Origin of the sequence: Kitasatospora sp. NPDC059795 (assembly GCF_042732175.1) — a bacterium.
Taxonomy (GTDB): domain Bacteria; phylum Actinomycetota; class Actinomycetes; order Streptomycetales; family Streptomycetaceae; genus Kitasatospora.
Genome location: NZ_JBHWID010000003.1, coordinates 289,814 through 303,985, shown reverse-complemented (window position 1 = coordinate 303,985; position 14,172 = coordinate 289,814). Strand labels below are relative to the sequence as shown.

At 72.7% G+C, this 14,172-nt stretch carries 15 protein-coding genes and 1 pseudogene; 4 read left to right on the top strand and 12 right to left on the bottom strand.

Annotated features, from left to right (window positions below):
- Positions 1-20: 20 nt before the first annotated feature.
- From ACFV4P_RS08525 to ACFV4P_RS08515, 3 genes are all read right to left on the bottom strand, one after another.
- A complete protein-coding gene (locus tag ACFV4P_RS08525) occupies positions 21-1,076 on the bottom strand; it encodes an NAD(P)-binding domain-containing protein (protein ID WP_380469131.1) in 1,056 nt (351 codons plus the stop codon).
- 89 nt (positions 1,077-1,165) lie between these two features.
- Complete coding sequence (locus ACFV4P_RS08520; protein ID WP_380468686.1) at positions 1,166-2,065, bottom strand: RimK family alpha-L-glutamate ligase; 900 nt, start codon at positions 2,063-2,065, stop codon at positions 1,166-1,168.
- 158 nt (positions 2,066-2,223) lie between these two features.
- Positions 2,224-2,595 (bottom strand): YbjQ family protein, encoded by a 372-nt coding sequence (locus tag ACFV4P_RS08515; protein ID WP_380468684.1) that lies wholly within the window; start codon positions 2,593-2,595, stop codon positions 2,224-2,226.
- A gap of 145 nt (positions 2,596-2,740) precedes the next feature.
- On the opposite strand from ACFV4P_RS08515, the gene ACFV4P_RS08510 reads away from it, so the two are divergent.
- Both ACFV4P_RS08510 and ACFV4P_RS08505 read left to right on the top strand, forming a co-directional pair.
- The gene (locus tag ACFV4P_RS08510) at positions 2,741-3,661 is read left to right on the top strand and encodes a hypothetical protein (protein ID WP_380468682.1); all 921 of its coding nucleotides are present in this window, start codon (positions 2,741-2,743) and stop codon (positions 3,659-3,661) included.
- Positions 3,662-3,678: 17 nt separating this feature from the next.
- A complete protein-coding gene (locus tag ACFV4P_RS08505) occupies positions 3,679-4,470 on the top strand; it encodes an aminoacyl-tRNA hydrolase (protein WP_380468680.1) in 792 nt (263 codons plus the stop codon).
- A gap of 70 nt (positions 4,471-4,540) precedes the next feature.
- On the opposite strand, the gene ACFV4P_RS08500 is transcribed toward ACFV4P_RS08505, so the two are convergent.
- Both ACFV4P_RS08500 and ACFV4P_RS08495 read right to left on the bottom strand, forming a co-directional pair.
- Positions 4,541-5,659, bottom strand: coding sequence for a fatty acid desaturase family protein (locus ACFV4P_RS08500; protein ID WP_380468678.1), 1,119 nt, complete (start codon positions 5,657-5,659; stop codon positions 4,541-4,543).
- 7 nt (positions 5,660-5,666) lie between these two features.
- Positions 5,667-6,722: a ferredoxin reductase gene (locus ACFV4P_RS08495; protein ID WP_380468676.1), complete on the bottom strand. Its 1,056-nt coding sequence runs from the start codon at positions 6,720-6,722 to the stop codon at positions 5,667-5,669.
- A gap of 87 nt (positions 6,723-6,809) precedes the next feature.
- Between ACFV4P_RS08495 and ACFV4P_RS08490 the strand changes: the two genes are divergently transcribed.
- Positions 6,810-7,949, top strand: a complete 1,140-nt coding sequence (locus ACFV4P_RS08490; RefSeq protein WP_380468674.1) for a PucR family transcriptional regulator — start codon at positions 6,810-6,812, stop codon at positions 7,947-7,949.
- 385 nt (positions 7,950-8,334) lie between these two features.
- Here the strand turns inward: ACFV4P_RS08490 and ACFV4P_RS08485 are convergent, their stop codons facing one another.
- Positions 8,335-9,678: an aspartate aminotransferase family protein gene (locus ACFV4P_RS08485; RefSeq protein ID WP_380468671.1), complete on the bottom strand. Its 1,344-nt coding sequence runs from the start codon at positions 9,676-9,678 to the stop codon at positions 8,335-8,337.
- Positions 9,679-9,762: 84 nt separating this feature from the next.
- Here ACFV4P_RS08485 and ACFV4P_RS08480 point away from each other — a divergent pair, with 84 nt between their 5' ends.
- Positions 9,763-10,512, top strand: coding sequence for an SDR family oxidoreductase (locus ACFV4P_RS08480; RefSeq protein WP_380468669.1), 750 nt, complete (start codon positions 9,763-9,765; stop codon positions 10,510-10,512).
- A 42-nt stretch (positions 10,513-10,554) separates the two neighbouring features.
- On the opposite strand, the pseudogene ACFV4P_RS08475 reads toward ACFV4P_RS08480, so the two are convergent.
- The 6 genes and pseudogenes from ACFV4P_RS08475 to ACFV4P_RS08450 all read right to left on the bottom strand — a co-directional run.
- Positions 10,555-10,989, bottom strand: a pseudogene (locus ACFV4P_RS08475) (DUF6309 family protein); the annotation flags it as partial.
- Between the two features lie 32 nt (positions 10,990-11,021).
- The gene (locus tag ACFV4P_RS08470) at positions 11,022-11,825 is read right to left on the bottom strand and encodes a phytanoyl-CoA dioxygenase family protein (protein WP_380468667.1); all 804 of its coding nucleotides are present in this window, start codon (positions 11,823-11,825) and stop codon (positions 11,022-11,024) included.
- A 46-nt stretch (positions 11,826-11,871) separates the two neighbouring features.
- Complete coding sequence (locus ACFV4P_RS08465) at positions 11,872-12,444, bottom strand: hypothetical protein (protein WP_380468665.1); 573 nt, start codon at positions 12,442-12,444, stop codon at positions 11,872-11,874.
- Entirely contained in the window at positions 12,441-12,758 is a 318-nt protein-coding gene (locus tag ACFV4P_RS08460; RefSeq protein ID WP_380468663.1) for an Ada metal-binding domain-containing protein, read from the bottom strand. Before ACFV4P_RS08460 ends, ACFV4P_RS08465 begins: the two co-directional genes overlap by 4 nt.
- A gap of 13 nt (positions 12,759-12,771) precedes the next feature.
- Entirely contained in the window at positions 12,772-13,497 is a 726-nt protein-coding gene (locus ACFV4P_RS08455; protein WP_380468661.1) for a 2OG-Fe(II) oxygenase, read from the bottom strand.
- A 327-nt stretch (positions 13,498-13,824) separates the two neighbouring features.
- The gene (locus ACFV4P_RS08450; RefSeq protein WP_380468659.1) at positions 13,825-14,148 is read right to left on the bottom strand and encodes an ArsR/SmtB family transcription factor; all 324 of its coding nucleotides are present in this window, start codon (positions 14,146-14,148) and stop codon (positions 13,825-13,827) included.
- Between the last annotated feature and the right edge of the window lie 24 nt (positions 14,149-14,172).

Genomic DNA, 14,172 nt, shown 5'->3' with positions numbered 1-14,172 from the left:
CAAGGTCGGCCGGACAGGCCCTACCCGAGGGCCGGTGCGGGCTCGCTGTCGCGCAGCAGGTGGACGATCTCGTTGACCGCTGCGCGACCGGCCCGGTTGGCGCCCACCGTGGACGCCGACGGACCGTAGCCCAGCAGGTGGACGCGCGGGTCGTCGGCGACGTGCGTGCCCGACATCCGGATGCCGCCGCCCGGGCCGCGCAGCGCCAGCGGCGCGAGGTGGGTGAGCTCGGCGCGGAAACCCGTCGCCCAGATGATCGCGTCCACCGGCAACTCCCGGTCGCCCCAGGCGACCCCGTGTTCGGTGAGGCGGTCGAACATCGGCCGGCGGTTCAGCACGCCGAGCTCCTCGGCCCGGCGGTAGGCGACGCTCGGGCCCAGGCCCGTCACCGAGACCACGCTGCGCACCGGCAGGCCCGCCTCGACCCGCTCCGCCACCCTGGCCACCACCTCGCGGCCGTACTCCGGGGTGAACGGCCCCCGGTGGACCACCGGCTCGGTCCGCGTCACCCACACCGTCCCGGCGACCGCACCCACCTCCGACAGCACCTGGATCGCCGACGCGCCGCCGCCGACCACCAGCACGCGCAGGCCCGCGAACTCCGCCGGGCCCCGGTAGTCCGCGTAGTGCAGCTGGCGGCCCGCGAAGCGGCCCGGGTAGCGCGGCAGGAACGGCCGCGTCCAGGTGCCGGTGGCGTTCAGCAGCGCCCGGGTGATCCAGCTGCCGGAATCGGTCTCGACCAGCAGCCGCCCGTCCGGCCGGTCGCGCACCGCGAGGACCTTCACCGGCCGCACCACCGGCAGGGCGTGCCGGGCCTCGTACGCGGCGAAGTAGCCCGGCACGGCGACCCGGGCCTCGGTGGCCGGGTCGGTGGCGGGCAGGTCGAAGTCGGGCAGGTCGTGGAAGCCGTGCACGGTGGCCATCGTCAACGACGGGGAACGGTGCGCCCAGGCGCCGCCGGGGGCGTCGTCCGCGTCCAGCACCACGAAGCCGGTGTACGGGGCGAAGCCGCGGCGGCGCAGGTGGTAGGCGGCGGACAGGCCCGCCTGGCCCGCGCCGATCACCAGCGCGTCCACCTCGCGGGCAGGCCCCTCGGGGGTCGGATCCTCGGGGGTCGGATCCTCGCGGGTCGGCCCTTCGGGAGCGATCGTTGCGCGGTCAATGGTCACGGCCGTGGAACAACGCCCCGCGGACGGGTGTTCCCGCCGCCCGGCAGCAGGCGCAGCGCGGCGGCGGCCAGCGCCTCCGGGCCGTCCGGGCGCAGGTCCAGGAACAGCCGGGGCTCGGTGAGTTCGAGCTCGATCAGCACCGGCCGCCCGTCCGGCAGCCGCACCAGGTCGACCCGGGCGTACAGCAGCTCGTCGCGCTCCGGGACGGCCGCCAGAACCCGTTCGGCGAGGGCGAGTTGGTCGGCGTCGGGCTCGCGGGCGGCGTCCTCGAAGCCGCCGCCGAGCATCGGGCCGCGGCGCACCGCGTGGCTGAACTCACCGCCCAGGAACAGCAGGGAGGTCTCGCCCTCGACCTCGACCATCGGCAGGTACGGCTGCACCATCGCGGTGCGGCCGGCGGCGGTGAGGGCGGCGACGTGCGCGACGGCCTCGGCGCGGTCGGCGGTGCGCACGGTGTCGCGGGCGCCGGAGGAGACCGTCGGCTTCACCACCAGCTCCGGCCAGTCGGCGCCGGTGAGTTCCTCGCCCGGGGCGACCCAGACGGTGGGGACGATCGGCACCCCGGCCCCGGCCAGGTCGCGCAGGTAGGTCTTGTCGGTGTTGCGCTCCAGCACCGACACCGGGTTGGCCACCCGGGTCAGCGCGGCCGTCCGGCGGGACCAGGCCAGGAACGCGTCCCGGTACAGGATGTAGTCCCAGACGCTGCGGATCAGCACCAGCTGGTAGCCGCCCCAGTCAACCTCCGGGTCGTCCCAGAACACGGCCTCCGCGGCCACCCCGGCCCGGGCGAACGCGGCCAGCACGGGGAGCAGCTCGACGTCCTCGATGCCCCGGCAGGTGGCGTACGCGACCCTCGGGCCGGGCGGCGGGGTGACGGGGTTCAACGGAGTGCTCACGGGTGCTCCTGGCGGTGCGCGGGAAGGTCCGGCAGCGAGGCTCCAATGCACCCGTGAGCAGTGTCAACCGCTTTACCGACTGTCGGATCGGCCGACTGTCGGACGAGACGACCGGCCTGTGGTCGTCTGCGACCGTTGTCCGAGGTCAGTTGATCAGGTCAGCCGATCGGGGAGATGATCGCCGCGGTGCCGTACGCGCACACCTCCGTGCCGACGTCCGCGGCCTCCGTCACGTCGAAGCGCATCATCAGCACGGCGTTGCCGCCGCGCGCCCGGGTCTGCTCGACCAGCCGGTCCATCGCCTGGTTCCGGGTCTCCACCAGCGTCTTGGTGAGACCCTTCAACTCGCCGCCCATCAGCGACTTCAGGCCCGCGCCGATCTGCGAGCCGATGTGCCGCGAACGGACCGTCAGCCCGAACACCTCACCGATCACCCGATCCACCTTGTAGCCCGGCACATCGTTGGTGGTGACCACCAGCACGCCGCCGGACGGGTCCTGGCCGCCGCCGAAATCGTTCAGTTCACTCATGTGCTCCACCTTCCGTCAACGCCCGGTCCGCACTCCGGTCCGGCACGCCGGGAAAGCGTATTCCGCACGGTTCGGGCAAGTCCCTTCGGCACCGGATCCGGAGAGCAGATGGACACCGGACCCCCGGGTTTGTCAACCTTGAGGCATGGGCGAGCGAAGCGATCATCCACAAGGGCCGGGCGCGGCAGAGGACTCCGGCGCGCAGGAGATCGAGGCCACCGTGGTGCTGGGCATCCGGATCACCGACTGGCCGGCGCTGCGGGCCGCCGCGCAAGCGGCCGTCGAAGACCTCGACTTCGCCGGGATCGACCCCGACGGGCAGCGCCGCCAACTGCTGCGGGAAGTCTCCGAGGACCCCAACGCGGCCCTCGGCGCACTGCTCCACCCCGACCGGCTGGTCGCCGCCATCCCCGGCATCGAAGCCCTCGGCGGCACCCTGGAGATCAGCGTCACCGACGACTTCGCCCCCGACTTCGCCGAACTCTTCCCGCTCGACGACGACAGCGACACCGGTGACTGGACCCTCACCCCGCGCACCGCGTGCCTGCTGCACACCCAGCTGATCAGCCTCTCCGACGCCGCCTACGAAGACCTCGACGAACACGGCGACGACCCCGTCACCGTCGTCGACGACGGAGACTGGACCGTCTTCGGCCGCCTCCAGCAACGCACCTGGAACCTGCACCGCGGCTGGCGACGCGCCTTCGCCCGCGCCTTCGACGACCTCGCCGACGACCTCGCCCTCGGCGAGTGGCCACTGCCCCGCAGCCTCGCCGAGGACGTCGCGCTGCGCCTCGCGCTCGCCGACGCCCGCTTGCTGCTCGGCTCCCAACCCGAGTCCGTGGCCGACATGATGGGCGACCTGCCCGCCGACCTGTACGACTACGACTGGGACGGCTGCGGCGACGAACTCTTCGGCGTCTACGGCCCCGAGGAGGACGAGGACGACGGCCTGGACACCGGGGAGCGGATCGACCAACTCCTCGCCGCCACCCACCCCGAGGGCTGGTTCCTCGGTTACCAGGACGCCGAGGAGCGTGACCCCGGGCGGGGCTACCGGCGCTGAACTGGCATGCTGGACGAGTGAGCTCACCGAACGAACCGACTGCCGAGGCCCCCGACGCCGCCACTCCTGCCGCAGCTTCGGCCGCAGCTCCGGCCGCTGTTCCCGCCGCGGCTCCCGCGGTCGGCGGCGGTGCCGAGGACCGGGACTCCCACGACCAGTACGTGCTGCCGCTGGTGGTGCGCCTGGAGCGGGCCACCCCGCCCGGCCGGACCGACGCCCTGGAGACCTCCGCGCGCGCCGTGCTCACCCTGCTGTCCGACCTGCGGGTCACGGCCGACGACGGCGAGTGGGCGGAACGCGTCCGGGCCTGGGAGGACGCCCGGATCCGCAAGGTCGTGCGGCGGGCCCGCGGCGGCGAGTGGCGCAAGGCCGGCGAACTGCCCGGCATCACCGTCACCGGCGAGAGCGCCGAGGTGCGGGTCTTCCCGCCGATCCCGCTGGACGGCTGGCCCAAGGAACTCGCCAAGCTGCAGGTCTCGGGCACCGAACTCGACGACACCGACCCGCCCGGCCCCGCACCCGACGGCGTCCCCGTGCTGTGGCTCAACCCGGAGCTGGAGATGAGCGCCGGCAAGACCATGGCGCAGACCGGCCACGCCGCGCAGCTCGCCTGGTGGCAACTGGACGACGCGCAGCGCAAGGAGTGGGCGGAAAGCGGTTTCCCACTGGCCGTCAGGAAGGCCTCCGCCGCCGACTGGCCCACCCTCACCGACGGCCGCCTCCCGGTGGTCCGCGACGCCGGCTTCACCGAGATCGCCCCCGGCAGCTGCACCGTCGTCGCCGACCACCCGGCCCTCCGCGCCCGCTGACGAGGCGGGCCGGCGAGCGCGGCGAGGGCTCCCGTGCGGCTGTCGTTGCCCGGGGAACCAGGACCGGGGATCAGGACGCGACGAGCTCCTTCTCGCGGGCCGGTGTCCTGACCTTGGGCTTCTTGTTCGGCAGCGAGAGCCGGAAGACCTTGTGCCACGCGGAGAACACCTGCTTGGGCAGCGGCCCGGTGACGTACTCCAGCTCGTACTTCTCGAACAGCGCGCGCACCTTCACCGCGACGTCGGCGTACCGGTTGCTCGGCAGGTCCGGGAACAGGTGGTGCTCGATCTGGTGGGACAGGTTGCCCGTCATGAAGTGCATGGCCCTGCTGCCGCTGATGTTCGCCGAGCCCATCATCTGGCGCAGGTACCACTGGCCGCGCGTCTCGCCCTCGACCGACCGGCGCTCGAAGACCTGTACGCCCTCGGGGAAGTGCCCGCACATGATCACCGAGTGGGACCAGATGTTGCGGACCAGGTTCGCGGTGAACGTGGCGGCGAGCGTGGTGAGGAACGACGGGCCCGACAGCAGCGGGTGGATCACGTAGTCCTTGAGCACCTGCTTGCGGATCTTGCGGCCCACGGCCCTGGCCCGCGCGCGGAACTCCGGGTTCCTGCGGCGGTGCTTGCGCAGGTTCTTGCCGAGTTCGAGGTCGTACGCCGCGATGCCGTACTCGAAGAAGCAGGCGTTGACGAGGTTCCACAGCGGCTGGCCGAGGTGGAGCGGGTGCCACTTCTGGTCCTCGTCGACGCGCATGATGCCGTAGCCGAGGTCGTTGTCCTTGCCGATCACGTTGGTGTACGTGTGGTGCAGCTCGTTGTGCGAGTGCTTCCACTGCTCGGACGGCGAGACGTGGTCCCACTCCCAGGTGGTGGAGTGGATCTTCGGGTCCCGCATCCAGTCCCACTGGCCGTGCAGGACGTTGTGGCCGATCTCCATGTTCTCCATGATCTTCGCCACGGAGAGGCCGGCGGTGCCGAGCAGCCACGCGGGCGGGAAGATCGAGAACAGCAGCACGCCCCTGCTGGCCAGTTCGAGCTTGCGCTGCGCCGAGATGACCTTGCGGATGTAGGCGGCGTCCTGCTCGCCGCGGTCGGCGAGCACCTCGTCGCGGATCGCGTCCAGCTCGCGGCCGAGCTCCTCGATCTGCTCCGCGGTCAGGTGGGCGGTGGGGTCGATGGCGGTCAAGGCGCTTCTACCGTTCGATGTCGCAGGGGCCCGCCGCGGCGGACACGCAGGTCTGGATGAGGACGCCCGGCTCGGCCTCGGTGATCTCGCCGGTGCGCAGGTCGCGGACGGCGCCCGCCTTGAGCGGCGTGACGCAGCCGAAGCAGATGCCCATGCGGCACCCGGAGGGCATGAGCACGCCGGCCTCCTCGCCGATGTCCAGCAACGGCGTGGCGCCGTCCGCGTCGACGGTCCTGCCGGTGGCGCTGAACGTGACCTCGCCGCCGTCGCCGGCGACGACGATGCGGGGGCGGAAGCGTTCGGTGCGCAGGCGCTCCCGGACGCCGTTCTCGGTCCAGTGCTCCTCTGCGGCGTCGAGCAGGCCCTCGGGCCCGCAGGCCCAGGTCTCGCGCTCGGCCCAGTCGGGCACGAGTTCGTCGAGACGGGCGATGTCGAGCCTGCCGTCCGTGGCGGTGTGCACCTCGGTGAGGCGCAGCTTCCTGCCCGCGACCAGGCCGTGCAGTTCGTTGCGGAAGAGCACGTCCTGCGGCTGCGGCGCGCAGTGGACCAGGACGACGTCGTCGAGCTCGGTGTCGCGCAGCATGCCCATCACGGGCGTGATGCCGCTGCCGGCCGTCAGGTGGAGCACCTTGGCGGGCTTGGCCTGCGGCAGCACGAAGTCACCGGTCGGCTGGTCGAGCCGGATCAGCGTGCCCGGTCGCGCCCTGTGGACGAGGTGGTTGCTGACCTTGCCGTCCGGGATCGCCTTCACGGTGATCGTGATGCGGCCGTCCTGACGGTCTGTCGGCGAGGTGATGGAGTAGGCACGCCACAGGCGCCTCCCGTCGACGTCGACCCCGATCCGCACGTACTGGCCGGCCGTGTGGCCGCGCCAGCCCCGTCCCGGCCTGATCACGAGGGTCGCCGCGTCAGCCGTCTCGGGCTGCACGGCCTCGATGCGCCCACGCAGGTCGGCGCCCGCACGCAGCGGGCTGACCAGGTCGAGGTAGTCCGACGGCAGCAGCGGTGTGGTGACCATCTCCAGCAGTTGCCACGTTCTGCTGCGGAGGGTTGCACTCGTCATGACTCCAGCTTGCTGCGCCTCTGGGCGTAAAGTCCTGACCGTAGGACGTGAATCTGGTCGGATGAATTGTTCGCAGGGAACAAAAACGTGAGCCATGCAATTCGGAGGGCCAGTGAGCTGGTCCTGGACGAGACGACGGTCACCGCGCTGCGGGCCGCGCTGGCGGCCACCGCCGACGAGGTCGTCGAGGCGATCATCGACGAGGTCCCTCCCTACGCCAACGCCCTGTCGGGCCGGATGGGCGGCACCATCCGCCGAGCCGTCCGCACCGCCCTGGGGCACTACCTGGACCTCGCGAGCGGGAACGCCACGGGTGGCGACGCCGGTGACGCAGCCTACGAGCTGGGCCGCGGCGAGGTGCGCGACGGCCGTTCGATGGACGCTCTGCTCAGCGCCTACCGCGTCGGCGCCCGCGTGGCCTGGCGATGCCTGGCAGCGGGTGCCGTGCCCGCAGGTCTGCCCGCCGCCGGGGTCGCCAAGTTCGCCGAGCTGACCTTCGCCTACATCGACGAGCTCTCCGCCGCGAGCGCCGCGGGCCATGCCGACGAACTGGCCGCCCGGGGCAGGGCCCAGGAGCGCCACCTGGAACACCTGGCCCGCGACCTCCTCGCCGGCGCGAGCCCGGACGTGCTGCTGGCCTCCGTTCAACGGGCCGGGTGGCAGCCTCCGGTTTCGCTGACCGCGGTCCTGCTGCCCGCCGCCCAGGCCCGGCCCGCCTACCGCGGGCTCGACCCGAGCACTCTCGTCCTCGACGATCTGCCGGACGCCACCGGTGTGCTGCTCGTCCCCGACGCCGACCGATCACACCTCTTGCGGCAGCTGACCGACCGCACCGCCGTGGTCGGCCCGGCCCGGCCGTGGACTCGTGCGTCCGCGTCGTACGCCCGGGCCGTCCGCGCGCGCTCCCTCTCCGCCGAGATTCGCGACACCGAGGACCACCTGCCCGAGCTGGTGCTGAGCGCGGACGTGGATGCGTTCGCAGACCTGCGTGCCCGAGCCCTCGCGCCGCTGCGGGCCTTGCCTGCCGCGACCGCAGGGCGGCTGGAGGAGACGTTGCGGGCGTGGCTGCTGCACCAGGGCAGGCGCGACGAGGTGGCGGCGGCGTTGTTCGTCCATCCGCAGACAGTCCGGTACCGGATGTCGCAGCTGCGGGAGCTGTTCCCGGATCTCGCCTCGCCGCACCGGGTCCTCGAACTGACCCTGGCGGTGGGTCTTCGGGGCAGCTGACGCGTCCTTCGACCGTCCACGACCGCGTCCGCGAGCGGGCCAGGAGTCATGCCTCGTTCTCGGTGCCGGTTCGGGTGCGGGACTCGGCGTCAGGTGGTGGACCTCACCTCGTCCGTCGCCCCTTCCGGTGGGGGCGACGTGGACGTTCTCCGGCCCGTCCTCGTCGTGGGGCGGAAGGGCCAGCAGTTGCAGGGGGCCCTGCTCGGGAAGGGTCGCCGTCAGGTCGCGATCGAGGAGGGCGAGGGCCCGGTCCCACGCGGGGTGCTCGCCCGGCAGGACGCGACGGGGCTCGGAGCGGTCGAAGAGTGCGCGCATGGGCACCATCCTCCGCGATGCGGCCGCGGCGGCGGCGGCCGGGCGGGGCCGAACGTCCGGTGATCGGAGGTCACTTGGCGGACAGCGCGTCGAAGGACCGCTCGATGGCCTTGCAGGTGGCCGCCAGGTCGTCGGCGGTGACGGCGGCGGAGACGAACCAGCAGGCCAGGCCGTAGGCGTTGGTGTGCACGCCGTGCTTGAGCAGTTCGTGGCGGAAGGCTGCGTAGCGGGCGGTGTCGGCGTCGAAGAGGTCCCGGTACTGCGTCGTGGGGGTACCGCCGGGAGTGAACACCACCTGGAAGAGCGCGCCGACGCCCTGGACGGCGCAGGGCACGCGTCGGTCGTGGGCGGCCCGCCGGATGGTCTCCATGATGTGGCGGCCGGTGGCGTCGATGTGCTCGACGACCTCGGGGCGGTTCAACTCCCGCAGGGTGGCCAGGCCCGCGGTGGCGCACAGGGGGGAGGAGTTGTAGGTCCCGCCGTGCTTGAGACGACCGGTGGCGAGCGGTTCCATCAGCTCGCGCCGGCCGGCGAAGGCGGCGATGGGGAGACCGCCGCCCAGGGCCTTGGAGTAGGTCGCGAGGTCGGGAACCACGCCGAACAGGGTCTGCGCGCCGCCCGGTGCGGTCCGGAAGCCGGTGCAGATCTCGTCGAAGATCAGCACGATGCCGCGCCGCGTGCACTCCTCGCGCAGCAGTTCCAGGAAGCCGGGCGCGGGCATCGTGCAGGCGTTGTTGGCGACGATCGGCTCGCAGATGACGGCGGCCAGTTCGCCCCGGTGGGCGTCGAGCACGGCGCGCAGGGCGTCGGGGTCGTTCCACGGGCAGACCACCACGTCGTCCACGACTCCGGCCGGGATGCCCGGCGAGTGCGGCACGGGGTGGGGGTGGTCGTAGGGGCCGGCCTCGTCGGCGCCGGGCCGGTTGGAGACGGCCAGCACGTCGGTCCAGCCGTGGTAGTGGCCCTCGAACTTGAGGATCTTCGTCCGCCCGGTGTGGCCGCGGGCGGCGCGGACCGCCCCCTGGACCGCCTCGCTGCCGGAGTTGGCGAACCGCACCAGGTCCGCGCAGGGAACCATCTCCTGTATGAGTTCGGCGAGTTCGACCTCCGCGGTGTTGCAGGTGCCGAACATCGTGCCGCCGTGCAGCACCGGTTCCAGGGCATCGGTGAGGACCGAGGGAGCGTGCCCGAGGACGGCGCTGCCGTAGGCGGCCAGGTAGTCGATGTACTCGTTGCCGTCGACGTCGCGGATCCGCGCGCCGCGTCCGCCGGCCATGTACAGGGGGTACGGGTGCGGACCGGTGGAGGTCAGCCGGGCGGAGGAGCTGATGCCGCCGGCGAGGGACGCCTGTGCCCGTTCGTACCAGGCGCGGCTGCCTTCGGTGCCGCCCAGTGCCTGGATGTCGCCAATCATGTGTCGCTCCCGGTTCGAGGGTGGGGCCGGTGGGCACGCTCGGGTGGCGCGCCCAAGTGGGCTTTGTGGAGAGGGAGATGACGGATGGTCAGGAAGACCGCGATCGTGACGGGAGCGGGGACCGGCATCGGGCGGGCCTGCGCGCTGGGCCTGTTGGCCGACGGCTGGACGGTGGTGCTCGTCGGGCGTCGCGTCGAACGGCTTGAAAAGACCGCCGCCCTCGCCCCGGTCGACCGGCGTGACCGTGCCGTCCCCATGGCGGCCGACATCACCGACCCCGACGCCGTGGCAGCCCTCTTCGACGCGGTGGCGGACCGGTTCGGGCGGCTCGACCTGCTCTTCAACAACGCCGCCGACACCATGCCGTACGTCCCGGTCGAGGAGGTGAGCGCGGCGGACTGGAACCGGGTCATGGGATCCATCGCCACCGGCACCTTCCTCTGTTCGCAGGCCGCGTTCCGGTTGATGAAGCACCAGGACCCTTGCGGCGGACGGATCATCAACAACGGCGCGCCCTCCTCCCAGGTACCGCGGCCGGACTCGATCGCGTTCACCGCGGCCAAGCACGCCGTGGCCGGCCTGACCCGATCGCTGTCCCTCGACGGCCGCCGCTTCGACATCTCCTGCGGCCAGATCGACATCGGCAACGTGACCCCCGAGGACCGGCCCCAGCCCGCCGTGCGGCAGGCGGACGGGTCACTGCGGGTCGAGCCCACGATGGACGTGCGCCACGTCGTGGACATGGTCCGGGCGATGGCCGCCCTGCCGCTCGGCGTGAACATCCAGTCGGTCCTGGTCATGCCCAGCGCCATGCCCTACGTCGGACGGGGATAGCCCCGCGACGTACGCCGGCGTCCAGCGGCCCGGAGTCAGGCGCCCGGCCGTGGCCCAGGCGAGCATCCGGTGCAGACCGTCCAGATGGATCAAGCCGTGGCGCACCGACAGGAGTTCGTAGTCGGGGCCGGGCATCGGCACGGTGCTCAGGAAGAGCGGCAGCGGCGGGGCGCCGGTCTGCCGGGCGAGCTTGGCCGCGCACAGCGGATTGGTGGTGGCGTAGGTGGCGTGCAGACGGCTCAGCCGACGGGCGGCATCGGTCACCGTGAGGCCCGTGCGAGGGACCAGCTCGACCTCGCCGGCCTCGCCCAGGTGCCAGGGGAGCACCACCCGCAGGACCTCCGGCCCGTCCAGGAGCACCTTGTGCCAGCGGCCCCGCAGGATGCGCTGCGCATTGGTGACGTGGCGCAGGGCCTCGTCATTGGAGTTGGCCGCGTCCGACGGGTCGTGCGGGTGCTGCCGCGAGAAGTGTTCCATCACCGCCTCGAACGGCACGGCCTCCAGGACCCTCATGCCCTTGCCCCTTCCGCCGGGCGGACGTACTCCGTGAAGTGCCGTGCGGCGAACAGCTCCGGCCAGCGGTCGCGGGCCAGACCGCGGCGGTTCGCGGCGTTCAGGATCTGCCGCCAGTACGGCTTGACCGGCGGCCACTGTACGCCGGTGCGGCAGTAGGAGGCGTCGATCATGTACCGCACCCCGGTCTCCGGCGCGACAGGAGCCCGACGGGTGTGGAAGAGGGCGGAGTGCAGGATCACGGTCGATCCCGGCGGCAGGTCGTCGATCAGCACCTCGCCCGGGAGCGCGTCGGTGCCCAGGTGGCCGCGCGCGTCCTTGCCGAGAGGCTCCCGGTGGGAACCGGGCAGCACCGCCAGCCCGCCCATTCCCGGACGCAACCCGCGGATGTAGTGCAGGGCGTGGACCATCGGGTGCCGGCGTCCGCCGCCGGCCGGCTGCTCGTAGTCGTGGTGCCAGCTCTTGCCGCCACCGGCGCACGGGCGGCGGTCGCTGTGCAGATGGTGGAAGACGAAGGAGCGGCCGAGCAGTTCGTTGCGGGAGATCAGCTCCAACAGCGGTGGATGCACGGCCAGTTCGCCGTGTGCCGCCAGATCGAGCTCCACGACCTCGGGCCCCTCGCCGTCGGCGGGACGCCCACAGGCATCGATCGATCGCTGCCGCCAGCCCGTGTCCACCCAGAAGTCCACCTCCTGCGCGAGACGTTGGACGAAGTCGTCCGGGAGCCAGCCCGGCAGGACCAGGTAGCCCCGCTCGCGAAAGCCCCGTAACTGCGAATCGACTGTTGCGACATTCACCATGCGTTGACACATCCTTGTGTTCATTCACATGTAGCCCGGAAGACGCTCAGGTGCCTGAGAGTGTGTATCCGGCGACTGAACGTGTCATGCGTGTCGACTCGCATCTGACCGAAAACGGACCGATCCGCCAGGTGTCGCCGTCCGGGCCCGCGCCGCGCACGCCGTCCAGGACGCCCGGTCCGGCCAGTGCGGTGGCGGCCGGTTCGGCGAGGGAGGCGAAGCCGAAGGTGCGCTCCGGGCGCCAGGGGGTGCTGCGGGCGAGGCGGCGGGCGAGTTGGGCCCAGCCGAGCGGGGCGGCGGCGATGACGAGGGCGTCGGGTCCGGGGTCGGTGAGGCGGTGGGCGGGCCGCAGCCAGGAGGCGGCCTGTTCGGGCCAGTCGACGACGGCGAGGACGGTGCGGCCGGCGGCGCGCCAGGCGTCGGCGAACGCGGTGGCGGCGGCGCGGGAGGCGTCGTCGCGGCTGTGGCCGATCGTGACGCTGTGCAGGGGCGGGCGGCGGTGCTCGGCGAGCAGGCGCAGCAGGGCGGCGAGTTCGGCGGCGGTGTGCGCGGCGGGCGCGGGCAACGGCCCGTAGGCGGCGGCCTCGGGGGTGGGGATCAAGGGGGAACGGGCGTTCACGATTCGGGGGTCCTTCGGGTCTTCCACTGCCGGTACTTCTCGGGCAGGCACTTGGCGCAGGGCCGGTAGCCGGCGGCGATCGCGGTGGCCTCGTCGGGGAAGAAGACGCGGTGGCTGACGTAGCCGCCGGCGGCGATGAACCGCAGGGCGGAGGGGCAGTCGAGGCGGCCGTAGAGGCGATCGCGGCGGTAGCCGCCGAGAGTGCCGGGGGTGGTACTGGTGTACGGGCGGCCGTCGGGGCCGATGAGGGTGTAGGTGCGTGCCGGGGCCGGGGCCGGTGTCTGGGCGGTGGCGGGTATGCCGTCGTTGATCATGGTGAGCAGTGTGTCAGGCGTCGTGGAAGACCAGGCCGAGGGTGTGACGGCGGCCGCTGCGGACGGTGCTGACACCGTGCCGGACGGGCGCGGCGTAGTGGCCGCGGGCGGAGGGGACGGGGCGGTCGCGGGTGGTGAAGACCAGGCCGTGGCCCTGCGGCAGGACGGTGGCGGTGCCGCGGGACTGGGTGCGGGGCCGCTGTTCGACGAGGAGGAATTCGCCGCCCGTGTAGTCGGTGCCGTGAACGTCGAGGCCGACGACGACCTGGAGCGGGAAGACGAGGTCGCCGAAGACGTCGCGGTGCAGGGCGTTCCAGTCGCCGGGGCCGTAGCTCAGCAGGATCTGGGAGCTCTTGTCCTGGCCGGCCGCGCGGCACCTGGCGGTCCACTCGGCCAGGGTGTCGGGCCAGGGCGCGGGGCGGCCGAGCCGGTCGGCCCAGGCGCGGGCGACGGTCAGCAGGCGGGGGTAGAGGGCCTCGCGCAGGGCGGCGACCGGCTCGGGCAGGTCGTGGGTGAAGTAGCGGTACTGGCCGGAGCCGAAGCGATGGCGGGCCATGTCGACCGTGCTGCGGAACAGTTCGGGCCGGTCGTAGAGCGCGGCGAGTTGCCGGCACTGGGCGGGGTCGAGCAGGCGGGGCGTCAACGCGCAGCCGTGGGAGTCGAGTTCGGCGGTCAGCGCGGACCAGTCGGCGGTGCCGAGGGCGCGTTCGGCGGCGGTCGGGGCGGTGGCGGTGTGCACGGGATGTCCTCGGGTGCGGGTCGGGCGGCGGTACGGAGACCGGGGCCGTCCCGTCGGCGAGCGGGACGGCAACGGCCCGTCGGCGACGGCGGCGTCCACGGGCCCTGCGGGGGCGGGGCGGCGCAGTACCGGAGGGTTTCGATCCTCGTCCGACCGGGGGCCGGGTGCTGGCGGCATTCGGACCTCGCGTCCCGGCGGGCCGGCGTGGGGACGGGTGCCGAATTGCTGCGGTGGGGCCGGCCGCGGGTGCCGCTGCTTCGGTGGGCGGACGGGTCCGACGGCGGCGTCGTCGCCTGCCCCGTGCGCACAGCAGTCGGTGTCGGTCGGTCAGGAGGACGCGGCTGCGAGGAGGGCGTCGAGCAGGCCGGGGTAGCGGGTGTCGAGGTCGGTGCGGCGCAGGCTGACGAGGCGGTTGCGGCCGGCGACGCGGGTGGTGGTGACGCCGGCCTCGCGCAGGACGCGCATGTGGTGGGAGACGGTCGACTTGTGGAGGTGCTCCAGGCCGAGGCCCCCCGGGTCGCAGGAGTGCTCGGCGCCGTCGGCGTAGCTGAGCAGCAGCGTCATGCGCACGGGGTCGCCGAGGGCGTGCAGGACGGTGACGAGGTCGATGTCGGCGGTGGCGGGCTGGGGAAGCCGGTCGGTGTCGGTCACGGTGGCGCGTGCTCCTCGGGGCCG